Genomic DNA, 22,057 nt, shown 5'->3' on the forward strand with positions numbered 1-22,057 from the left:
CGTGAGATGCGCGGAGACCTGGAATGGGGCAGCATCCCGGGGCTGATGCGGTCGGCGGCGACACGCTTCGCGGACCGCGAGGCCGTCGTCGAGGGCCGTACGCGGATCTCCTACGCCGAGCTGGGCGCCCGCGTCGAACGTGCGGCGGCCGCCTGCCTCGCGAACGGCGTACGGCTCGGCGACCGCGTCGCCATCTGGGCGCCGAACACCCTGGACTGGATCGTCTCCGCCCTCGGCGCGGTGTCGGCGGGCGCGGTGCTCGTCCCGCTCAACACCCGCTTCAAGGGCGCCGAGGCGGCGTACGTGCTGTCCCGGAGCCGCGCGCGGCTGCTGTTCGTGACGGGAACGTTCCTGGGGACGTCGTACGTGGCGTCGCTGCGACGGGCGGCGGGGGAGAGGACGGAGACGGGAGAGAGGACGGAGACGGGGGAGGGCGCCGGGAACGGCCCCCTCCCCGGACTCCCGCACCTCGAACAGGTGGTGGTACTGGCGGACGACGCCCCCGCCGACTTCCGCACCTGGAAGGACTTCCTGGCGGACGGGGAGGGCGTCGGGGCGGCGGAGGTACGGGAACGGGCGGCGGCCGTGCCGGGATCGGCGCCGTCGGACATCGTCTTCACCTCGGGCACGACGGGCCGGCCCAAGGGCGCCGTGATCACGCACGAGCAGAGCCTGCGGGCGTACGAGGTGTGGTGCGAGCTGGCCGGTCTGCGCCGGGAGGACCGCTACCTGATCGTGAACCCCTTCTTCCACACCTTCGGCTACAAGGCCGGGGTGCTCGCCTGTCTGATGCGGGGCGCGACGATGATCCCGCAGCCGGTGTTCGACGTGGACACGGTGCTGGCGAACATCGCGTCCGAGCAGGTCACGGTCCTGCCGGGCCCGCCGACCCTCCACCAGTCCCTCCTGGACCACCCGGCGCGGGCGTCGTACGACCTGTCGACGCTGCGTCTGGTGGTCACGGGAGCGGCCGTGGTCCCCCTCCGCCTGGTGGAACGCCTGCGCACCGAACTGGGCGTGGAGACGGTCCTGACGGCGTACGGCCTCTCGGAGGCCAGCGGATTCGTGACGATGTGCCGCCGGGGCGACCCGTCGTCGGTGATCGCGTCGACCTCGGGCCGGGCCATCCCGGGCGTGGAGGTACGAGTGGAAGCGCCCGCGGGTAACCCGGGTGAGGTGCTGGTCCGCGGCTTCAACGTGATGCGGGGCTACTTCGAGGACGCCGTGGAGACCGCCCGCGTCCTGACCCCCGACGGCTGGCTGCGCACCGGCGACGTGGGCGTCCTGGACCCGGCGGGCAACCTTCGCATCACCGACCGCATCAAGGACATGTTCATCGTCGGCGGCTTCAACGCCTACCCCGCCGAGATAGAACAACTCCTCGGCCTCCACCCGGACATCGCGGACGTGGCGGTCATCGGCGTACCGGACGACCGCCTGGGCGAGGTCGGCAAGGCCTACGTCGTCCGCCGCCCGGGATCCGTCCTCACCTCCGACGACCTCATCGCCTGGTCCCGCCGCGAGATGGCGAACTACAAGGTCCCGCGGGCGGTGGAATTCGTACGGGAGCTGCCGCGGAACGCGAGCGGGAAGGTGGTGAAGGGGGAGCTGCGGGGACGGATCGAGTAGGGATTCAGGCGGGCCAGGGGGTGACCTGGAGTACGTAGACGCACTCGTGCCGAGCGACGGTCAGGTAGAGGAACATCCCGCCAGGCACGAAGGCACTCTGCATCCCTTCGCCCGCGCCCTCGTACCTCGTTCCGTCGAGGTGCAGCGCCTCGGCGGCTCGTACGATCTCGTCGGCCCGGTTCTCCACCTCGGCGACGAAGGCTGGTGGGGCCGGTGTTTCGCCACCGATGACGTGGGTTTCGTCGGGGTCGTACTCCCAGCGCCAGTCACTCACGAGCGAGCGACTCCTGGGCCCAGGCGTGGACGGCGTGCAGTTCGTCCATGGCGTCGCGCCAGGCGGCATCGCCCCGGTCGACGCTTTGCGCGGTGTACTCGGCGGCGCGCAGCCGTGCCGCCGACGCCGGAGTCCTGGCGATCTCGATCGCCACGGCCCATGTCTCCAGGAACTGCGTGATGGGGCCGAGGCTGCCCGTCTGCGCGGCCAGCGCGATGGCCTCGTCCTTCTGCCGTTCCATGTCGGCGAGCCGGTGGGGGGCCACCTGTGCCAGAGCGACGCGAAGGGCTGCGGGTGTCCGCTCGGGCCGGGGAACGAGGGGTCCGCCGGGTTCGATGTGCTGTGCGGTCATCCTGATCCTTCCGTGGACCGTGCCACGCCCACGGTACGCCAGTGACCCTCGGTTACGTAGGGTGTTCGGATGAACGCGGACACACGTCGGCCGCGGCGGCTCCCCCTCCGCGCCGCCGCGGCCGATCCCCGTGTGGTGTAAGTCCGCCCCCCCGGTGGGACTTAGACAGGCTCGTCCGTCGCGTGGATGTTGTCCGGAGTCGCGTCGCCGGTGCCGTCGTCCTTGGTGATCAGGTTCTTGGTGGTGAGGGGCTCGCTGGTGGCGTGGATGTTGTCCGTGGTGGCTTCGCCGACCGGCTCGCCCGTGGCGTGGATGTTGTCGGTGCTGTTGGTGTCGCTCATGTGGCTGTCCCCCTGACAGTCTCGGTGCAATGGATGGAGCGGCCCGCCCGGCAACTCCCCCGTGGGCCGCCGGGCGGGCATCTCGGGGCCGCTACCCTAGTGCTACGGCCTCAGGTCGCCCCGTCTGCCCCCCGACGCGACGGATCGACTCGTTGAGAGTGCCGGGCGGCGATAAACGAACGATGAACGTCCAGGCTTGAGCCCTGCCGCGGAGTCCTATGCGACGGCGAGCGGGTTGAGGAGCGCCCTGACCGTGGCGGCCTCGGGTGCCCCCAACGTCTCGAAGATGTCGAGGGATTCGCGCCAGCAGACCTGAGCCCGGCCGGAGTGGCCGATCCCGTTCAGGGCCTGGCCGAGCACGATGAGGACGTTTCCCCTGCGCCACTCGCCACCGATGCCACGCAGGACCGTCAGGGCCATCTCGGCGTTCGCCGCCGCCTGAGCCGGGCGCTGGGCCGCGAGGTCGGCCTCCGCGAGGCGGAACAGGGACATGCCCTCCCAGAGGCGCTGGCGGCTGTTGCGGAAGACCGTGAGCGCCTCGCTCAGGCGTGCGGTGGCCTCGGGAAGGCGGCCGCTCTGGGTGAGTGCCAGGCCGAGCGCGTAGCGCCCGTTGGCGCCCTTCAGGGCATGGCCCATGTCGTCGTACATGTCGGTGCCCTGCTGGGCCAGGGACACGGCACTGCTGGTACGCCCGGCGGCGAGGTGGATACGGGAGAGGTTGCACAGTGCGCTCGCCTCGCCGGGACGGTCGTGGCAGGCCCGGAAGCTCTCGATCGCCCGGGTGAGGTGCGCTTCGCCGGCGTCGTACTGGTTCTGGTAGAGCGCGATCACGCCGAGGGTGTTGGAGGCCCAGCAACTCGTCAGGTGATCCGTCTCGGCGGCCAGTTCGAGGGCCTGCGCGGCTGCCTCGCGGGCGGGGTCGAAGCGTCCGGTGATGTGGTGGACGTAGGCCAGGGTGACCAGGGCCCGTGCTTCCGCGTGCGAGTCCCCGGCCTCCTGGGCCGCTTCCCGCAGAGCGGCGGCGACCCCCTCGTACGTCTTGGAGTTCGTACCGGACTCCGCCAGATCCACGGAGGCCCACAGCGCGTCGACGGTGCGGCGGAGGAATCCCTCCTTGGTGGACTGGCGGACGCAGGCGAGCAGGGAGATCGCCTCCGAGTACAGCCAGTCCTGCGCCCGGTGGCGGTCCTCGAACGACAGCCCCGGGTGCACCGTAGGCTCCAGATGGTCCACCAACCGATCCCCGGGCCGTTCGATCGCGTACACCCCGGCGGCCGTGGCCAAGTAGAAGTCCAGGAGGCGTGACATCGCCGCGTCGCGTTCGCTCGGGGGCTGTTCGTCGCGTTCCGCGCAGGCGCGGGCGTAGAGGCGTACGAGGTCGTGGTAGCGGTAGCGGCCGGGGGCGGCGGATTCCAGGAGGGAGGTGTCGACGAGGGATTCGAGGAGGTCCTCGGTGTCGTCGATCGGGAGGTCGAGGACGGCGGCCGCGGCGGCCAGCGAGATGTCGGGGCCGTCGGCCAGGCCCAGCAGGCGGAAGGCGCGGGCCTGGGCCGGCTCCAGCTGGCCGTAACCGAGTTCGAAGGTGGCCTTGACCGCGAGGTCGCCGGCCTGGAGCTCGTCGAGGCGGCGCCGCTCGTCGCCGAGCTTCGCCGCCAGGACCGAGACGGTCCAGGTGCGGCGGGCGGCCAGCCGGGAGGCCGCGATGCGGATGGCGAGAGGGAGGAAGCCGCAGGCCGCGACGACATCGAGGGCCGCCTCGCGCTCCGACGCCACCCGCTCCTCGCCGACGATCTTCGTGAAGAGCTGGAGGGCCTCCTCCGGGGACATCACGTCGAGGTCGACCAGGTGGGCGCCCGCCAGGTCCACCATCCGCACCCGGGACGTGACGAGGGCCGCGCAGCCCTCCGTGCCGGGCAGGAGCGGGCGGACCTGGGCCGCGTCGCGGGCGTTGTCCAGGAGGACCAGGACCCGGCGGCCGTCCAGGACCGAACGGTAGAGCGCCGAGCGCTCCTCCAGGGAGTCGGGGATGGAGGAGTCCGCCGTGCCCAGGGCACGCAGGAACGCGCCGAGGACCGTCTCCGGCTCCGCCGCCCGCTGGCCCGCGCCCTGCAGGTCGACGTACAGCTGCCCGTCGGGGAACGCCGCGCGCGCCTGGTGGGCCACGTGCACGGCGAGGGTCGTCTTGCCGACGCCGCCGATGCCCGCGAGCGCCGAGACGGCCATGACCTGGCCCTCGCCCTCGGCGGAGGAGGCGGAGGCCAGGACGTCGCTCAGTTCCTGGACGAAGGAGGCGCGGCCCGTGAAGTCCGTGACAGTGGCGGGAAGCTGGGCCGGCCGGACCGGCGCCGCGGCGGGCTCGGCCGCCGGGGCCGAGGGTTCCGCGAGGCCCGGGTCGGCCTGGAGGATCCGCTGCTGGAGCTCCTTCAGGCCCGGGCGCGGGTCCACGCCGAGCTCGTCGGCGAGGAGGCGGCGCGTGTCGGCGTACACGGCGAGCGCCTCGGCCTGCCGCCCGCTGCGGTACAGGGCGAGCATCAGCAGTTCGCGCAGCCGCTCGCGCAGGGGGTGCGCCGCGGTCAGGGCGGTGAGTTCGGAGACCGCCTCCGCGTGGCAGCCCTGTTCCAGGTCCATGTCGAGGCGGGATTCGAGGAGTTGGAGGCGCCACTCGTCGAGGCGGGCCCGCTGGGTCTCCGCGTAGGGCCCGGGAACGCTCGCCAGCGGCTCCCCGTCCCACAGGCCCAGCGCCCGGTTCAGCAGGTCGCGGGCGGAGCACAGGTCGCCGGAGTGCTTGGCCTTCTCGGCGTCGGAGGCGAGTTCCTTGGCCTCGGCGAGGTCGAGGGAACTGTCGGTCGCGGCCAGCCGGATCGCGTAGCCGCCGGACTCACTGATCAGGACGCCGGGGTCCAGGGCCTTGCGGAGCCGGGAGGCGTACGTCCGCACGGCGGCCAGCGCCTGGGGCGGGGACTCCTCGCCCCACAGGGCGTCGATCAGCTCGCCGGACGTGGCCGTCCGGCCCTCCCGCAGCAACAGCGCGGCCAGCAGGGCGCGTTGCTGCGGGGACCCCGTGGGCAAGGAATCCTCGCCGCGCCAGGCGCGCACCGGGCCGAGCACGCTGAAGCGCAACGCCGCCGATTCCCCGGCACGTCGCTGCTCCGGCACTCGCGGTACACCGTCCATCGCCGTCCCCCTGCCGAACCGTCAGTACTACGAGGCCAGTTTGCCTTGTTCATGGCGGATGCGTCAGCCGTGCGAGACGGCGATCACAGGCGCGCACACCGTACAGGCACGGGGAATCACAGGGCTCTCACAACCTCTGCGCACATCTCCGCACAGAGTCGCCCATTCCGGAGGCGTGCGGGGGTGTACGGCGGCGGGGCGGGCGGCCGATGTCGGCGACGGGCAGGCGATGAGTTGGGGGTGGGTGGCCTGTTAGTTGGCGGAGGGCGGCCGATGAGTTGGCGGCGGAGGGGCGATTGGCGGGCGGCGGGCAGCCGATGGGTGGCTTACGGATAGCTGACGGGGATAGCTGACGGGTCGTCAGATCGGCGCTACCGTGAGCCGTATGGAGACCACGAGGACCACTGAGGCCGCCCAGGCGTCCACGAACCCGTTCCCGAAGATCATCTCCGTGGACGACCACACCGTGGAGCCACCCGGCGTCTGGCGCGACCGCCTCCCCGCGAAGTACCGGGACACCGGACCCCGTATCGTCCGCGCGCCGCTGAAGGAGATGACCTTCCTCGGCGGCAGGTTCGCCCCGGTGATGGGCGGGCCCGGCGACGACGGACCCATCGGCGACTGGTGGGTCTACGAGGACCTGCACCGGCCCCTCACCCGCCTCGACACCGCCGTCGGCTACGACAGGGACGAGATACGGCTGGAGATCATCACGTACGAGCAGATGCGCCCCGGCTCGTACGACGTCCCCCAGCGTCTCGCCGACATGGACGTCAACCACGTCCAGTCCGCGCTCTGTTTCCCGACCTTCCCGCGCTTCTGCGGCCAGACCTTCACCGAGGCCAAGGACCGTGAGCTGGGGCTGCTCGGAGTGAAGGCCTACAACGACTGGATGGTGGAGGAGTGGTGCGGCCCGGCGGCCCACGGCCGGCTCGTCCCGCTCACCCTCGTACCCCTCTGGGACCCGGAACTCGCCGCCGCGGAGGTGCGCCGCAACGCCGCCCGTGGCGTCCGCGCGGTCGCCTTCTCCGAGATCCCGCCCCACCTCGGGCTGCCCTCCGTCCACACCGACGACTGGGACCCCTTCCTCGCCGCCTGCGACGAGACCGGCACGGTCATCGCCATGCACATCGGCTCCAGCAGCAAGATGCCCTCGACCTCGGCCGACGCGCCGCCCGCCGTCGGCTCCACGATCACCTTCGCCAACTGCTGCTTCTCGATGGTCGACTGGCTGATGAGCGGCAAGTTCGAACGCTTCCCGAACCTCAAGGTCATGTACGCGGAGGGCCAGATCGGCTGGATCCCCTACATCCTGGAGCGCGCCGACGTGGTCTGGGAGGAGAACCGCGGCTGGGGCGGCGTCGCCGACAAGGTCCACCGCCCGCCGTCCGAACTCTTCGCCGGCCACGTCTACGGCTGCTTCTTCGACGACGCGTTCGGCCTGCGGAACCTCGACGACATCGGGGTCCCGAACGTCCTCTACGAGACCGACTACCCCCACTCCGACTCCACCTGGCCCAAGTCCCGCGAGGTCGGCGAGGCCCAGATGGGGCACCTGGACGCGGACGTGGTGGAACGGATCGTCCGGGGCAACGCCATCGAGCTGCTGGGGCTGACGAAGGACGGGCTGTGGCCCGGACCTGGAGGCCCCCGTTGAACCAGTCCCCGTCGAACCCCGCGCCCCTGCTCTACGGGATGCAGCTCCCGATCCAGTCCCAGAGCACCCTCTACGCCGAACCCTGGGAGGCGGAGGCCGGTCCCGGCGAGCTCGTCGCCGTCGCCCGCGCCGCCGACCGCGCAGGCTTCGCCTACGTGGCGAGCTGCGACCACGTGGCCGTCCCGCGCCGTCTCGCGGGCGCCATGAGCACGATCTGGTACGACCCCGTCGCCACCCTCGCCTACCTCGCGGGCGTGACCGAGCGCGTACGGCTGCTCAGTCATGTCGCGGTCGTCGGGCTGCGACATCCGCTGGTCACGGCCAAGCAGTACGCGACCCTCGACCACCTCTCCGGTGGGCGGCTGATCCTCGGGGTGGGCGCCGGGCACGTGGAGGAGGAGTTCGCGGCGGTGGGCGCCGACTTCGCGCGGCGGGGGGCGGTGCTCGACGAGTCCATCGACGCCCTGCGCGCCGCCCTCGGAGCGGACGAGTTCCCCGTGCACCACGGGAAGCTGTACGACTTCGAAGGGCTCGGGCAGCGGCCCCGGCCCGCGCAGGAGCGCGTGCCCGTGTGGGTGGGCGGCTCCTCGCCCGCCGCCGTGCGCCGGGCCGCGCTGCGGGGTGACGGCTGGCTGCCGCAGGGGGATCCGCGCGAGCGGCTGCCGGAGCAGATCGCCCTCCTGTACCGGATCAGGGAGGAGGCGGGGATCTCCGCGCCTCTCGTCGTGGGGGCCATCACCGAGCCCCTGTACGTCGGCACGCCGGACTGGCATGTCGGGCGGCGCACCGTGACCGGGTCCCCGGAGGCGGTCGCCGAGTCGTTGCGGGCGTACCGGGCGATGGGGGTGCACCAGATCCAGGTGCGGTTCCGGGCGCGGGGGCTGAGTGAGCTCGTCGACCAGATATCGGCGTTCGGCGCCGACGTCGCGCCCCACCTCAACTAGACCGCATCCCAAATCAACCAGATCGCACCTCACCTCAACCAGACCGCACCCGACCTCAACCGGATCGCACCTCACCTCAATCAGACCGCACCTCACCTCAACCAGGGAGTCAGGGCATGGGCAAGCTGGACGGACGCGTCGTCATCGTCACCGGGGCGGCGCGCGGGCAGGGCGAGCAGGAGGCGCGGCTGTTCGCCGCGGAGGGTGCCAGGGTCGTCGTCGCCGACGTGCTCGACGACCGGGGCGAGGACGTGGCCAAGGAGCTGGACGCGCTCTATGTCCACCTCGACGTGGGCCGGGAGGACGACTGGGGGGCCGCCGTCGCCGCCGTGAAGGGCGCGTACGGGCGCATCGACGGGCTGGTCAACAACGCGGGCATCCTGCGCTTCAACGCCCTCGTCGACACCCCGTTGGACGAGTTCCTCCAGGTCGTGCAGGTCAACCAGGTCGGCTGCTTCCTCGGCATCAAGACCGTCGCGGGGGAGATCGCCGCGGCCGGCGGGGGCACGATCGTCAACACCGCCTCGTACACCGCGATGACCGGGATGGCGGCCGTGGGCACGTACACGGCGACCAAGCACGCCATCCTCGGCCTCACCCGGGTCGCCGCCCTGGAGCTGGCGCACCAGAGGATACGGGTCAACGCCATCTGTCCTGGTGCCGTCGACACCCCCATGTCGAACCCGGCTCAGCTCGACCCGACGGCCGATCCCGAGGAGATGTCCAGGGCCCTGGACGAGCTGTACAGCAAGCTCGTACCGCTCGGGCGGGTGGGCAGGCCCGAGGAGGTCGCCCGGCTCGCCCTGTTCCTGACCTCCGAGGACTCCTCGTACATCACCGGGCAGCCGTTCGTGATCGACGGGGGGTGGCTGGCGGGGGTCAGCGTGATCTGACGGCCAGTCAGCTATTGACGGTGCAGGCCCGTGGTGCAACAGTCGGCGGCAAGTCAATCTGACGGATAGTCAGAAACATACTGGGGACGGTGAACCTCCTTGGAATTCGGGCTCTTTGTACAGGGATACGTGGGCAAGCGCGCCGAGACCGACCCGCTCGCGGAGCACAAGGCGCTGATGGAGGAGACCGAGTACGTCATCCAGGCGGACAAGTCCGGCTTCAAGTACGCCTGGGCGTCCGAGCACCACTTCCTGGAGGAGTACTCGCACCTCTCGGCGAACGACGTCTACCTCGGCTATCTCGCCCACGCCACGGACCGCATCCACCTCGGCTCGGGCATCTTCAACCCGCTCGCCCAGGTCAACCATCCGGTGAAGGTCGCCGAGAAGGTCGCCATGCTCGACCACCTCAGCGAGAACCGCTTCGAGTTCGGCAGCGGGCGCGGCGCGGGCAGCCACGAGATCCTCGGCTTCCTCCCCGGCATCACCGACATGAACTACACCAAGGAGATCTGGGAAGAGACCATCGCCGAGTTCCCGAAGATGTGGCTCCAGGAGGAGTACGTCGGGTTCCAGGGCAAGCACTGGCAGCTCCCGCCCCGCAAGGTGCTTCCCAAGCCGTACGGGAAGGCGCACCCCGCGATGTGGTACGCCGCCGGGTCGCCGCCCTCGTACGCCATGGCCGCCCGCAAGGGCCTGGGCGTGCTCGGCTTCAGCGTGCAGAAGGTCTCCGACATGGAGTGGGTGCTCCAGCAGTACAAGACCGCCATCGTGGACGCCGAGCCCGTCGGGGCCTTCGTCAACGACAACGTGATGGTGACGACCACCGCCATCTGCGCGCCGACGCACGAGGAGGCGATACGGATCGCGGTCGCCGGCGAGCTGCACTACCTGCCCTCCCTCGTCTTCCGCTACCACGACACCTTCCCGCGCCCCGAGGGCTTCCCCGTCTGGCCGGAGACGCTCCCCGAGTACAACGCCGAGTTCGTCGAACTCCTCATCGAGGAGGAGCTGTTGATCTGCGGCGACCCGGACGAGGTGCTCACCCAGTGCAAGCGCTGGGAGCAGGCGGGCGCCGACCAGCTCTCCTTCGGGCTGCCGGTCGGGGTCCCGAAGGAGGAGACCCTGCAGACGATCCGGCTGATCGGGGAGCACGTGATCCCGAAGATCGACACGGATCCGGTGCACCGGACGACCCGTTTCCGCCAAGCGGTCTGAGGAGGGTGCGGCCATGCTCGACCACGTCATCAAGGGCGCGACCGTCGTGGACGGCACGGGCGCGCCCGGCTACACCGCCGACGTCGCCGTCCGCGACGGCCGTATCGCCGCGATCGGCACGGTCACGGAGGCGTCCCGCACCAGCGAGGACGCCTCCGGTCTCGTCCTCGCCCCCGGATTCGTCGACCCGCACACGCACTACGACGCCCAGCTCTTCTGGGACCCCTACGCCACCCCGTCCCTGAACCACGGGGTGACGACGGTCGCGGGCGGCAACTGCGGCTTCACCCTCGCCCCGCTGGACCCGGCACGGCCCGAGGACGCCGACTACACCCGCCGCATGATGTCCAAGGTCGAGGGGATGTCGCTGGTCGCCCTGGAGGAAGGGGCGCCCTGGAACTGGCACAGCTTCGGCGACTACCTCGACGCCCTGGAGGGGCGGATCGCCGTCAACGCGGGCTTCATGGTGGGGCACTGCGCGCTGCGGCGGTACGTCATGGGCGCGGACGCGGTGGGCGGGCAGCCGACCGGGGAGCAGCTGGAGCAGATGCTCGCCCTCTTCCACGAGGCGATGGACGCCGGCGCCTGGGGCCTGTCCACCACCCAGTCCTCCACCCACTCCGACGGCGACGGGAAACCGGTCGCCTCCCGGCACGCGAAGCCCGCGGAGCTGCTGGCTTTGAGCAGGGCCGTCGGCGAGCACGAGGGCACCCAGATCGAGGCGATCGTCGCCGGCTGCCTCGACCAGTTCAGCGACGACGAGATCGACCTCTTCGTCGAGATGAGCGCGGCTGCGGGCCGCCCGCTCAACTGGAACGTGCTGACCATCGACGCCGCCGTCCCCGAGCGCGTACCGAGGCAACTGGTCGCGAGCGAACGGGCGCGGAAGGCGGGCGGCCGGGTGGTGGCCCTCACCATGCCGATCCTCACCCCCATGAACATGTCCCTGGGCACGTTCTGCGCGCTGAACCTGATCCCCGGGTGGGGCCCGATCCTCGCCCTGCCCGTCCCGGAGCGCATCGCACGCCTCAGGGACCCCTCCGTGCGCGCCGAGATGCTGGCCCGGGCGAACAGCAAGGAGGCGGGCGTCTTCCGCCGCCTCGCCAACTTCGGCCGGTACGTCATCGGGGACACCTACAGCCCGGCGAACGACGGCCTCACCGGGCAGGTCGTGAAGGACATCGCGGCCCGGCGCCGCCAGGAGCCCTTCGAGTGCCTGGTCGAGATCTGCGCGCACGACGACCTGCGAACGGTGCTGTGGCCCATGCCCACCGACAACGACACCGACTCCTGGACGCTGCGCGCCGAGACCTGGCAGCACCCGGACGTCATGCTCGGCGGCTCGGACGCGGGCGCCCATCTCGACCGCATGTGCGGGGCCCCGTACACGACCCGGTTCCTCGGGGACTGTCTGCGCGGGCGGAAGCTGACCACGCTGGAGGCGGCCGTGAAGATGCTCACGGACGACCCGGCGCGCCTCTTCGGACTGAGGGAACGCGGGCGGATCGCGGAGGGCTTCCATGCGGACCTCGTGCTGTTCGACCCGGAGCGCATCGACGCCGGCAAGGCCACCCTGGTGCACGACCTGCCGGGAGAAAGCCCCCGGCTCGACTCCAGGGCGATCGGCATCACGGCGGTCTGGGTCAACGGGGTCGAGTCGATCCGGGGGGACGTGGTGACGGGCGCCGTACCGGGGAAGGTGCTGCGCTCCGGCCGGGACACCGGGACGGTGAGTACGAGGTGACCGACGTGCGGGGGGCGGGCGACGAACAGCGGCTGTTCGTCGGCGGCTCGTGGGTGGAGCCCGACGACGGGTACTACGAGGTGATCGACCCGGCGACGGAGGGTGTCGTCGGGATGGCGCCGGAGGCCTCGCGGGGGCAGGTGCACGCGGCCGCCGCCGCGGCCCGCGAGGCCTTCGGACCGTGGTCGCGGACGCCCCCCGAGGAGCGCGCGGCGCTCCTCGGCCGGGCGGCGGACATCATCCGGCGCAACTTCCTCTCCTACGCCGATCTCGCGCAGGCCGAGAGCGGTGCCACGACCGGTACGGCGCGCGGGATGCAGGTGGGGGTGGGCGCGGCCCGTTTCCGGCGCTACGCGCGCGTGGAGCCCGTCGAGCAGCCGCTGCCGCCGCAGATCAACGAGGCCGGGCCGTTCGGGAAGGCGGCGGTCATGGGCGCGCTCGCCGTCCGCCAGCCGGTCGGTGTCGTCACCTGCGTCACTTCCTACAACAACCCGTGGGCCAATCCGGCAGGCAAGATCGCCCCCGCCCTGGCCATGGGCAACACGGTGGTCGTGAAACCCGCCCCGCAGGACCCGCTCTCCGTGTACCGGATGGCTCAGGCCCTGGAGGCGGCGGGCGTACCGCCGGGTGTCGTGAACGTGGTGAGCGGTTCGCGCGCGGAGGTCGGCGAGGCGGCCGTGGACTGCGAGGACGTGGACATGGTCAGCTTCACCGGCTCGACGGCGGTGGGGCAGCGCATCGCCGAGGTGTGCGGGCGCGGGATGAAACGCCAGCTGATGGAGCTGGGCGGGAAGGGCGCGGCGGTCGTCTTCGACGACGCGGACGTGGAGTCGGCGGCGCTCGGCATCGGCACGACGTTCTCCTTCTACAGCGGGCAGATCTGTACGGCGCCGACGAGGGTGATCGCGCAGAAGGGGATCTACGGCCGCCTGGTCGAGCAACTGGCCGCGTATGCGGGGAGGTTGACGGTCGGGGACCCACGGGAGCCGGGGACGGTGGTCGGGCCGGTCATCTCGGCGGCCCACCGTGACCGGGTCGAGGCCTATGTCGAACTCGGCCGCAAGGAGGGCGCGCGGATCGTCACGGGCGGCACGCGCCCCCCGTACGACCGCGGCTTCTACGTCGCCCCGACCCTCCTCGCGGACTGCACCCCCGACATGCGGGTGGTCCGCGAGGAGATCTTCGGGCCCGTCGTCGTGGTCGTCCCCTTCGACGACGAGGAGGAAGGCATCGCTCTCGCGAACGACAGCGACTACGGGTTGATCGACTACGTCTGGTCGGGCGACGTCGCCCGCGCCTTCCGCGTCGCCCGCGCGCTGCGTGCGGGCGGGGTGGGCGTCAACACGGTCGGCCGCAACATGGAGGCACCGTTCGGCGGCTTCAAGAAGAGCGGGGTGGGACGGGACGTGGGGTCGTACGCACTGCACGCGTACAGCGAGGTGCAGGCGATCGTCTGGCCGTCGGGGAACTAGGGGCAGGCCCTGGGCCTGTCCGGACCGGCAGGGTGGGTCATCCGAGCGGGGGTGTCGTGACCGTCCGGCATGGCGCCGGGGGTCGCGGCGGCACGCGGCGGATGCTGATGGCTCCCGCCCCGCAGGAGAGGCCCGTGAACGACCCCAGCCCGCAAGGAACCCGCAAGCCGGCATCCACCGCAGCCGGATACGACTCGGCCGGCCAGGCCGGGGTCATCGGCATCGGACTCGCCGCCGTGCTGACGTTCGCACTCGCGCAGGGTTCCTGGCAGTGGTTCTCCACGTACATCGGGGTGACGCTTCTTGCCGTGATCTTCGCCTTCCAGCGACGACCGGCATGGACGCCCGGCATCCGATCGGCGTACATGCGCGGCCTGGTCGCGTATTCGCTGGTCGTCGGCCTGTGCGTGGCGCTCGCACTGGCCCCCATGATGCAGCGCTGGGCCTGGCTGTTTCCGATGTCGGGCACGCGGAGCGGGTGCGAGGGGACGGGCAGGTACGAGGCCATCCGGTCGAGGGCCGCGCTGGCGAACCTGGCCGACAGCGACGGCGCCGCCCTGGCGTACGCACAAGTGACCCAGAGCGGCAAGGCCGTTGCCGACTGCCTGGCAGCCACGACGACCCTGTGGCTGCCCGTGTACGGAGCTGGGGCCGCCGTGCTGGTGGGCGCGGGCGCGTGGGCCCGCGACCGCGCTCGGGCGACCACGGGGACCTAGGGCCTGTCCGACCTCGGCTCGATCACCCCGAGGCCGGCTTCCAAGCTCTTCCTCGGCTACGACCGGCCGGGGTCTACAGGTCGAACACGGCCCGGAGGCCGATCTCGACGGCCCCCATGACCCGTTCGTCGACAGGGCCCAGCTCTTTGGTGAAGCGAGGGCCGACCGGGTCCGGAACTCGCCGAGCACGACGGTGCCCGAGGAAGGGACGTCGACCGGGATGTCGACATCACCAGGGCGTACGCGGGACTTCCGGCGAACGACAGCTCGTAGACGTGGGCGTGCTTCACCTGCCCGCGACCCGCGCCCAGCGCTCCAGGGTGGCGTCCTCGCTCTCGGCGGGTTCCGAGGCTGTGGTCACGATTCCGGCCTCGGCCCGCATCCGCGCGGACTTCTCCCATTCCTCGGCGAAGTTCTGCCGTCGCAGGATCCGGGCGGTGTACGAGGAGACGTTCCCCTCGGCCTTCACGAATGCGTCCATATCCCCGGGCAGGTTCATGGTGTTGAGTATGGCGGCTGCAGGAACACCGGCCCCGGTGCGGCGGGTGAGCGAGCGTCGGCTCAGGCGTCCTCCCTGAGGCCGGCGCGCTGGATCTGGCGGGCCAGGGTGCGGCGGGCGGAGGGGGATTCGGCGGGGGTGGGCGCCGAGGGGGCGGCGGTGTCGAGGGCGCGGCTGATCTCGTCGTAGGCGTGCCGGTGGCCGTCGGGCAGGGCGGTCCGGTGCAGCCGCAGGTCCGCTTCGACCAGGCGTCGGAGCTCGTCGACGTTCTGAGGCGTGAAGTGTTTCCGGCCCCGGGCGACGGCGTTGACGTAACGCGTGCAGTGGGCGGTGTCGTGGAGGGTCTCGGAGATCTCCTCGGCGAGGCCCCAGAGGCGTCCCTCGAGCCAGGGGGCGTCGTGCTGGTCGAGGGAGAGGCGCGGCGGGGGCGACGGGTCGTCCCCCTTGTGCTTGGTGACCTGCTTCGACACGGCGGGCTGACTCATGCCGGTGAGGCGGGCGATCCTGTCCTGGGTCCAGCCGAGGTCGGCGAAGAGCCTGATCATCTCGGCGCGCAGCCGGCGCATCTCCTCGCCCGCGCGGATGACGTCGTTCATGTCGGCGAACATCCGCTCGGCCTGCGCCTCGGTCAGGGGCCCGGTCGGGGGCTCGGGGGTTCGACGCGTGTCCTCTTCGACTGCCATAGCTCGGTTATATACCCAGGCCGAGTGTCCCAACGCGGCCATAACCCGGTTGTATAACCCGGTTATTACTGTCATGATCCGCGTCATGCCCACCTTCACCGCACCTGACGGAACCCGCCTCGCCTACCGCCTGATGGGAGGCGGGAGCGGAGACGGCGGCGGCGATCCGGTCCTCTGCGTCCCCGGCGGCCCCACGGACTCCCGCTACCTCGGCGACCTCGGAGGCCTCTCCCGGCACCGCCGGCTGGCCGTCCTGGATCTGCGCGGTACCGGCCGCTCCGCGCTCCCGCACGACACCGCCGGCTACCGCTGCGACCGCCTGGTCGACGACGTCGAGGCGCTGCGCGCGCACCTCGGGCCGGCCCGGCTCGACCTGCTCGGCCACTCCGCCGGAGCGAACGTCGCGACGCAGTACGCGGCCCGGTATCCGGAGCGCGTCGGCAGGCTCGCCCTGATCGGCCCCGGTACCCGAGCCGTCGGCATCGAGGTCACGGGGGAGGCGCGGCGCGCACTCGCGCGGCTCAGGGAGGGTGAGCCGTGGTTCCCGGCGGCGTTCGCCGCGCTGGAGGCGATCGGTGCAGGGACGGGCAGCGACTGGGAGGCCATCGCCCCCTTCTTCTGGGGCCGTTGGGACGCCGCGGCGCGGCGGCATCATGCGGCCGCCCGGCCGGGCAACGAGGAGGCCGTGGCCTTCTTCGGGGCCGAGGGCGCCTTCGATCCGCCCGCGACCCGCGCGGCGCTCGCCGCCTGCCGGGCTCCCGTCCTGCTGCTCACCGGGGAGTTCGATCTGAACAGCCCGCCCGGGGTGACGGCCGAGTTCGCGGGGCTGTTCCCCGACGCGCGGCTCGTCGTGCAGCCGGGTGCCGGTCATTACCCGTGGCTCGACGACGCCGGGCGGTTCGTGGCGACCGTAGCGGCGTTCCTGGGCTGAGCACGGCGCCCGTAGCGTTGCTACCGGAATGGTGTTAGCGTTGCTCTCATCGGGTGGTGAACACCGCTACCCCCGCCCCATCGAGGAGCATCGTCATGACCGAGCACTCCAGCACGTCTCACACGCCCCGCCGGGTGGCCGTCGTCACCGGCGGATCCCGCGGAATCGGCAGGGAGAGCGCCGAGCGCCTCGCGGCCGACGGTTACGCCGTCGTCGTGAACTACGCCGGCAACGAGGCCGAGGCCGACAAGACCGTCGCCGCGATCACCGAGGCGGGCGGAGAGGCGATCGCCGTCCGCGCCGACGTGGCCGACGAGACCGAGGTGGCCGCCCTCTTCGACGCCACCGAATCCGCGTTCGGCGGGGTGGACGTCGTCGTCCACGCGGCCGGTGTCATGGCGCTCGCGCCCCTGGTCGACCTCGACCTCGACGCGCTGGACCGCATGCACCGCACCAACATCCGCGGCACGTTCGTCGTCGACCAGCAGGCGGCGCGACGGCTGCGCGCGGGCGGCGCGCTCATCAACTTCTCCAGCTCCGTACTGGCGCTCGCGATCCCGGGATACAGCGCGTACGCCGCCACCAAGGGTGCCGTCGAGGCCATGACCCTGATCGTCGCGCGCGAGCTGCGCGGCCGGGACGTCACCGTCAACGCCGTGGCCCCCGGCCCGACCGCCACCGCCCTCTTCCTGGAGGGCAAGGACGAGGAGACCGTCGCGCGGATGGCGGCCCAGCCGCCGCTGGAGCGCCTCGGCACCCCCCGGGACATCGCCGAGGTGGTGTCCTTCCTCGCCGGTCCCGCAGGCCGCTGGGTCAACGGCCAGGTGCTGCGGGCCAACGGCGGCATCGCGTAACGCACCACGACCCACGACCCAAGAGGAGTTCAGTCATGGAATCAGTCATGGATTCGGCCACGGACGCCGCCGCGCGCAAGACGATCGTCATCACGGGGGCCGGATCCGGCTTCGGCGCGCTGTCCGCCCGTGCCCTCGCCCGTGCCGGGCACACGGTGTACGCCGCGATGCGGGACACCGGCGGGCGCAACGCGGCCCGGGTCGCGGAGGCCGAGGCGTACGCGGCCGAGCACGCGGTGGACCTCCGTACGGTCGAACTCGACGTCCTCTCCCAGGAGTCGGCGGACGCGGCGATCGCCACGGTGCTGGCGCGGGCTGGCGGGCTGGACGTGCTCGTCCACAACGCCGGGCACATGGTGACCGGCCCGACGGAGGCCTTCACGCCCGCCGAACTGGCCGCGGTGTACGACACGAACGTGCTGGGCACCCAGCGGGTCAACCGGGCCGCGCTGCCGCACCTGCGGGCCCAGGGCCACGGTCTGCTGCTGTGGGTCGGCTCCACCTCCACGCGCGGCGGCACCCCGCCGTACCTGGCGCCGTACTTCGCCGCCAAGGCCGCGATGGACGCGCTCGCCGTGTCGTACGCCGCCGAACTGGTCCGCTTCGGCATCGAGACGACGATCGTGGTGCCGGGCGCGTTCACCTCGGGCACGAACCACTTCGCGAGCGGCGGCCACCCCTGCGAACAGGCCGTGCTCCCCGCCTACGAGCAGCACTACGCGGGCCTGATGGACCAGGTCGCGGGACGCCTGGCGGCCCTCACCCCGCCCGACGCGGACGTGTCGCTCGTCGCCGACGCGATCGTCGACGTGGTGGACACCCCGTACGGGAAGCGGCCCTTCCGGGTGCACGTCGACCCGGCGGACGACGGTTCGCAGGAGGTCAGCCTGGTCGCGGACCGTGTCCGCGCCGAGTTCCTGACCCGGATCGGCCTGGCGGACCTGCTGTCCCCCGTGGCGCGGAAGGGGACGGCGTGACCTCGGACGACTCGGATAACGTCGCTACCGTGAGCACGTCCGTGAGCAGTACGAAAGCGCGCATCCTCGAAGTGGCGGCCGAGCTGGTGGCGAACTCCCCCGACGGGGACGTCTCCACCCGGGCGGTCTGCGAGGCGGCGGGGGTCGGCGCCCCGGCCCTCTACCGCCACTTCGGGGACAAGGAGGGCCTGCTGTCGGCGGTGGTCGACCACGGATACGAGAAGTACCTGACGACCAAGCGCAACCGCGGGCCCGGCACGGACCCCGTCCAGGACCTGCGCGACGGCTGGGACACCCACACCGACTTCGCCCTGCGCAACCCGAACCTGTACCGCCTGATGAACTCCCCGGCGATGCGTACGCCACCGGCCGCCGCCCTGGAGTCCCACCGCATCCTCACCGCGGACCTCCGGCGCGCGGCCGAACAGGGCAAGCTGCGCCTGGCCCCCGAACTCGCCGCCCAGATGATCATGTCCGCCAACGTCGGCGTCTCCCTGATGCTGGTCTCCCGCCCGACGACCTTCACGGACGAGACCCTCTCCCGGCGCATCCGGGACGCGGTGCACGCGGTGGTCTTCATCCCGGAGGTGATGGGGCCGGAGACCACGTCCGCCGGCGACGAGGAAGCGGGAGCGGAAGAAGCGCGAGCGGAACAAGCGGGGGCGGAAGAAGTACTCCCCGCCACCGCCACCCACCTCGCCGCCCTCCTCCGCCGGACCCCGAGGCCGGACTTCACCCCGGGCGAGTCCGCTCTCCTGGGGGAGTGGCTGGACCGCCTCTCCAACACGACGCCGGAGTAGCCGTACTCAGGGCACGGCCTCACGGTGACCTGAGTACGACATCGGATGCCGGCCGGTCGACACCCTTCGTAACGTCGGCCGCATGGCGAACACCCACACCACCGGCTCCCGGCGCACTCCCCTCGACTGGGCCGGCCTGACCGCCCTCGCGATGCTGGTACTCGTCACCGGAGGCCTGGTCGCCACCTTCGGCCCGCTCCTCGCCATCGCCTGCGACACCTGCCAGGACGGCGTCCGCACGCCCCACTTCGAGAACGCGCTCGTCCTGGTCGCCTGGCTCGGCGTACCGCTCACCACGCTGCTGACGGTCGCCGGGATCTTCCTCCCCCGGGGTGGCGCGAAGGCGGGCGGAATCGGCCTGGGCGTACTGACGGTCCTCATGGTGACGCTACTGGCCCTCGGCCAGTGAGCCGCTCGCCGGAAGGTGGTCCTCCGCCCACACGAGCAAGGCGGCCAGCGGGATGAGGAAGGCGTTGCCGTGCGGAGAGAGTGCGTAACGGGTTCGCGAGGACGGGCCGGGCCGGACGTCTCGAGCGACGAGGCCGACCGCGGTCAGTTCCTGGAGGCGCTGGGCGAGCATGCGGTCGCTGATGCCGGGGACGCGCTCGCGAACCTGCGCGAAGGGGGCCGGGCCTTTGGCCAGGGCCGCGAGGATCAGGCCGTTCCAGCGTCTGCCCAGCAGGGCGAAGGCCCGAGCGGCGGCCGGAGGGGGCCCGGCCGGCTGCGGGCGCTGTGAGGTGGTCATGGTGTGTGTCCGTTCCGGTACGGCGCGAGGCATCGCGGTTCCGCGCCTCGCGCCGTAGGTCGTACGCGTGGCGACGGCGGGAGTCGGCTCCTGTGGCGTCCGGGCAGCGCCTCCCAGGTGGCGGTGCGGCCCGCCTGGAAGGGGCCGCCCCCTTCCTGAGGTCAGCTCATGGGGACGGCCGCGATCACCGTCGCGCATGAAGCGTTCGTCATCAGCCGTCATCAGTCGTCATCGTCGTTGCGACGTGCGTGCGCGTGAGCGTGCGCGTGACGCCGGTCCGGCGATGCGGCGCCGGACGTCGGCAAGGAGGAGACCGACGCTCCGGAAGCCGTCGCACCGGTCTTGGCACCGGTCTCAGTACCGGTCTTCGCGCCGGGTGCCCGCCCGGTGATCAGTCGGCCGAACATCACTGCCGTGAACCCGCAGACGCTCCACAGGGCGAGGACGGCAAGGTGGCCGGAGCCGCCGTTGCCGTCGAAGTACGCGGTGTCGCGAAGCAGACTGGCTCCGGCGCCGGGGGGCAGCCACTGGCCGACGTGGTCCACTCCCTCGGGGAGCATCTCCGGAGCGGAGGCGGCGCCGGAGAAGGGGTTCCCGACGAAGACCATGAGCGCGGCGCTGAGCCCGAGGCCCGCCTGCCCGAGGAGTCGGATCAGCCCGGCGGCGGTGGCGCTGATGGAGATCAGGACGAGCGACAGGACCGCCCACGTGGCCACGTGATCGTGGGGCAGCGCCCCGAGGAAACCCTGGGCCACGAGGTAGGCGCCGAGCCCCGCGGCGGCGCACGCGACGAGAAGTGTCAGCAATCGGTGCCATGGGCGTCGCAGGCCACGAGCCGTCGCGACGAACGCCCCGATCAGGATGCCGCAGATCGTGAGCGGGAAGACCGCCGAGCTGAACACCACTCCCCTGGGGTCCTCCGCGGCGACGGGCACCACGTCGAGTGCCGTCACGTGGATCCTGGCCGAGGGGTGAGGACCGGCGGCCCCCTGCTGGGCGGCCCGATCGGCCAGCTGCTGTCCGACCTCACCCAGAAGCTGGGCCACGGAGGCGCTGGCGCCAGAGGCCTTCAGCACGGTGATGTCGTGGGACGAGATGGCCAGGGCGCCGTAGACGTCCCGGTTCTCGATCGCCGACCTCGCGGCCTGCTGGTCGGGATAGAGGTGGAAGTCGAACGCGCCGGGCTTCTCCTGGACCAGCCCCTCCACCGCGTGCTGACTGGCCGCCCCGGTGCCCACGATTCCGACCGGGACATCGCGCGGCGCGATCCGTCCCGCCGGCCAGGCGAACAACAGCACCACCAGGGTGATCACCAGGGGCAACACCACGGCGGCGACAGCCGCTTCCCGCCCTGCCGGGTGTCCTGACAACGGGCTCCTCACGGTCAGCCCCTCTCATAAAAAAAGAAATGATCGTTCTATTAATTCCCCAGTCTGGCCCGCTGTCCGAGTAAACGTCAACACGAATGTTCGTTTTTTTTGGTAGAGTGGCCCCATGCCCAAGGTCACCCAGCAGTACATGGACGCCCGCCGCGAGCAGATCCTGGACGCGGCACGCCGCTGTTTCCTTCGCGACGGTTTCCACTCCGCGTCCATGCAGGACCTGTTCACGGAGGCGGGGCTGTCCGCGGGAGCGGTGTACCGGCACTTCACCAGCAAGGACGAGATGATCCTCGCGATCGCCGAGGAGAACATGCGTGAGGTCCTCGACATCACGCTCACCGTCGCCACGGACCGGCAGGGCCAGTCCATGGGGGCGGTCATGGCGGAACTTCTCGACGTGATCCGGGTCAAGTCCGCCGAGGGGAACCTGGCCGGGCTCGCGGTTCTGGTCTGGGGAGAGGCCATGCGCAACCCCTCGGTGGCTCACAAGCTCGACCAGCTCATGGGCCGCATGCGCGCCGACCTGGCCATCATGGTCCGTGACCACCAGGACCACGGCGACCTGCCCACGAGTGTGACGGCCGAGGCGATCGCTTCGGCGATGCTCTCCGTCCTCCCGGGCTACATCCTCCAACTGGCCGTGCTCGACCCGGCTGTTGTGGCCGAGGTGCCTGAAGCGGTGCAGGCGTTGTGGCCGGAGCCGGCCGGTGAGCGCTGAGCGGTCCCGCCCCTTCTCGCTCAGCGGCACCGGTCGGCCGACGGCCCCATCAGG

General features: G+C 71.5%; 22 protein-coding genes. 14 read left to right on the top strand and 8 right to left on the bottom strand.

Features of this window, described 5'->3' with window-relative positions:
* Positions 1 to 6 precede the first annotated feature (6 nt).
* A complete protein-coding gene (locus AQJ27_RS23530) occupies positions 7 to 1,629 on the top strand; it encodes a FadD3 family acyl-CoA ligase (protein WP_067372104.1) in 1,623 nt (540 codons plus the stop codon).
* A gap of 4 nt (positions 1,630 to 1,633) precedes the next feature.
* Here the strand turns inward: AQJ27_RS23530 and AQJ27_RS23535 are convergent, their stop codons facing one another.
* From AQJ27_RS23535 to afsR, 4 genes are all read right to left on the bottom strand, one after another.
* Positions 1,634 to 1,903 carry a hypothetical protein gene (locus AQJ27_RS23535; protein WP_067372107.1) on the bottom strand — a complete coding sequence of 90 codons (270 nt, stop codon included), beginning with the start codon at positions 1,901 to 1,903 and terminating at the stop codon, positions 1,634 to 1,636.
* Positions 1,896 to 2,255: a hypothetical protein gene (locus AQJ27_RS23540; protein ID WP_067372110.1), complete on the bottom strand. Its 360-nt coding sequence runs from the start codon at positions 2,253 to 2,255 to the stop codon at positions 1,896 to 1,898. The genes AQJ27_RS23535 and AQJ27_RS23540 overlap by 8 nt, the downstream gene beginning before the upstream one ends.
* Positions 2,256 to 2,416: 161 nt before the next feature.
* Positions 2,417 to 2,596: a hypothetical protein gene (locus AQJ27_RS23545; RefSeq protein ID WP_054234399.1), complete on the bottom strand. Its 180-nt coding sequence runs from the start codon at positions 2,594 to 2,596 to the stop codon at positions 2,417 to 2,419.
* A gap of 216 nt (positions 2,597 to 2,812) precedes the next feature.
* Entirely contained in the window at positions 2,813 to 5,770 is a 2,958-nt protein-coding gene (afsR, locus tag AQJ27_RS23550) for an SARP-family global regulator AfsR (protein WP_067372113.1), read from the bottom strand.
* Positions 5,771 to 6,155: 385 nt separating this feature from the next.
* On the opposite strand from afsR, the gene AQJ27_RS23555 reads away from it, so the two are divergent.
* The 7 genes from AQJ27_RS23555 to AQJ27_RS23585 all read left to right on the top strand — a co-directional run bounded on the left by AQJ27_RS23555 (position 6,156) and on the right by AQJ27_RS23585 (position 14,414).
* Positions 6,156 to 7,427, top strand: a complete 1,272-nt coding sequence (locus AQJ27_RS23555; RefSeq protein ID WP_067372116.1) for an amidohydrolase family protein — start codon at positions 6,156 to 6,158, stop codon at positions 7,425 to 7,427.
* A 38-nt stretch (positions 7,428 to 7,465) separates the two neighbouring features.
* Positions 7,466 to 8,371 (top strand): TIGR03619 family F420-dependent LLM class oxidoreductase, encoded by a 906-nt coding sequence (locus AQJ27_RS23560; RefSeq protein ID WP_067372497.1) that lies wholly within the window; start codon positions 7,466 to 7,468, stop codon positions 8,369 to 8,371.
* A gap of 116 nt (positions 8,372 to 8,487) precedes the next feature.
* Complete coding sequence (locus AQJ27_RS23565) at positions 8,488 to 9,264, top strand: SDR family NAD(P)-dependent oxidoreductase (RefSeq protein ID WP_067372119.1); 777 nt, start codon at positions 8,488 to 8,490, stop codon at positions 9,262 to 9,264.
* 99 nt (positions 9,265 to 9,363) lie between these two features.
* Complete coding sequence (locus tag AQJ27_RS23570) at positions 9,364 to 10,482, top strand: LLM class flavin-dependent oxidoreductase (protein WP_079065185.1); 1,119 nt, start codon at positions 9,364 to 9,366, stop codon at positions 10,480 to 10,482.
* A gap of 13 nt (positions 10,483 to 10,495) precedes the next feature.
* A complete protein-coding gene (locus AQJ27_RS23575; RefSeq protein WP_067372126.1) occupies positions 10,496 to 12,226 on the top strand; it encodes an N-acyl-D-amino-acid deacylase family protein in 1,731 nt (576 codons plus the stop codon).
* Positions 12,223 to 13,698, top strand: a complete 1,476-nt coding sequence (locus AQJ27_RS23580; protein WP_067372130.1) for an aldehyde dehydrogenase family protein — start codon at positions 12,223 to 12,225, stop codon at positions 13,696 to 13,698. Before AQJ27_RS23575 ends, AQJ27_RS23580 begins: the two co-directional genes overlap by 4 nt.
* A gap of 134 nt (positions 13,699 to 13,832) precedes the next feature.
* Positions 13,833 to 14,414, top strand: a complete 582-nt coding sequence (locus AQJ27_RS23585; protein ID WP_096240066.1) for a hypothetical protein — start codon at positions 13,833 to 13,835, stop codon at positions 14,412 to 14,414.
* Between the two features lie 286 nt (positions 14,415 to 14,700).
* Here AQJ27_RS23585 and AQJ27_RS23590 read toward each other — a convergent pair whose 3' ends face one another.
* Both AQJ27_RS23590 and AQJ27_RS23595 read right to left on the bottom strand, forming a co-directional pair.
* Positions 14,701 to 14,913, bottom strand: coding sequence for a hypothetical protein (locus AQJ27_RS23590; RefSeq protein ID WP_159064384.1), 213 nt, complete (start codon positions 14,911 to 14,913; stop codon positions 14,701 to 14,703).
* 62 nt (positions 14,914 to 14,975) lie between these two features.
* Positions 14,976 to 15,596, bottom strand: a complete 621-nt coding sequence (locus tag AQJ27_RS23595) for a helix-turn-helix domain-containing protein (RefSeq protein WP_067372139.1) — start codon at positions 15,594 to 15,596, stop codon at positions 14,976 to 14,978.
* 85 nt (positions 15,597 to 15,681) lie between these two features.
* On the opposite strand from AQJ27_RS23595, the gene AQJ27_RS23600 reads away from it, so the two are divergent.
* From AQJ27_RS23600 to AQJ27_RS23620, 5 genes are all read left to right on the top strand, one after another.
* On the top strand, positions 15,682 to 16,527 hold the full coding sequence (locus AQJ27_RS23600; RefSeq protein WP_067372142.1) for an alpha/beta fold hydrolase: 846 nt from the start codon (positions 15,682 to 15,684) through the stop codon (positions 16,525 to 16,527).
* 95 nt (positions 16,528 to 16,622) lie between these two features.
* Positions 16,623 to 17,381 carry an SDR family oxidoreductase gene (locus AQJ27_RS23605; protein WP_067372146.1) on the top strand — a complete coding sequence of 253 codons (759 nt, stop codon included), beginning with the start codon at positions 16,623 to 16,625 and terminating at the stop codon, positions 17,379 to 17,381.
* A 35-nt stretch (positions 17,382 to 17,416) separates the two neighbouring features.
* A complete protein-coding gene (locus AQJ27_RS23610; protein WP_079065186.1) occupies positions 17,417 to 18,358 on the top strand; it encodes an SDR family NAD(P)-dependent oxidoreductase in 942 nt (313 codons plus the stop codon).
* Between the two features lie 29 nt (positions 18,359 to 18,387).
* Positions 18,388 to 19,158, top strand: a complete 771-nt coding sequence (locus AQJ27_RS23615) for a TetR/AcrR family transcriptional regulator (protein WP_235613639.1) — start codon at positions 18,388 to 18,390, stop codon at positions 19,156 to 19,158.
* Positions 19,159 to 19,240: 82 nt separating this feature from the next.
* Positions 19,241 to 19,567 carry a hypothetical protein gene (locus tag AQJ27_RS23620; protein ID WP_067372155.1) on the top strand — a complete coding sequence of 109 codons (327 nt, stop codon included), beginning with the start codon at positions 19,241 to 19,243 and terminating at the stop codon, positions 19,565 to 19,567.
* On the opposite strand, the gene AQJ27_RS23625 is transcribed toward AQJ27_RS23620, so the two are convergent.
* Positions 19,547 to 19,903, bottom strand: coding sequence for a winged helix-turn-helix transcriptional regulator (locus tag AQJ27_RS23625; RefSeq protein ID WP_067372158.1), 357 nt, complete (start codon positions 19,901 to 19,903; stop codon positions 19,547 to 19,549). The two genes, AQJ27_RS23620 and AQJ27_RS23625, sit on opposite strands and share 21 nt — an antisense overlap.
* A gap of 221 nt (positions 19,904 to 20,124) precedes the next feature.
* The gene (locus tag AQJ27_RS23630) at positions 20,125 to 21,273 is read right to left on the bottom strand and encodes an ABC transporter permease (protein ID WP_159064385.1); all 1,149 of its coding nucleotides are present in this window, start codon (positions 21,271 to 21,273) and stop codon (positions 20,125 to 20,127) included.
* 124 nt (positions 21,274 to 21,397) lie between these two features.
* On the opposite strand from AQJ27_RS23630, the gene AQJ27_RS23635 reads away from it, so the two are divergent.
* Complete coding sequence (locus tag AQJ27_RS23635) at positions 21,398 to 22,003, top strand: TetR/AcrR family transcriptional regulator (RefSeq protein WP_067372163.1); 606 nt, start codon at positions 21,398 to 21,400, stop codon at positions 22,001 to 22,003.
* The last annotated feature ends 54 nt before the right edge of the window (positions 22,004 to 22,057 follow it).

Source organism: Streptomyces olivochromogenes (assembly GCF_001514115.1).
GTDB classification, from domain to species: Bacteria; Actinomycetota; Actinomycetes; order Streptomycetales; family Streptomycetaceae; genus Streptomyces; species Streptomyces olivochromogenes.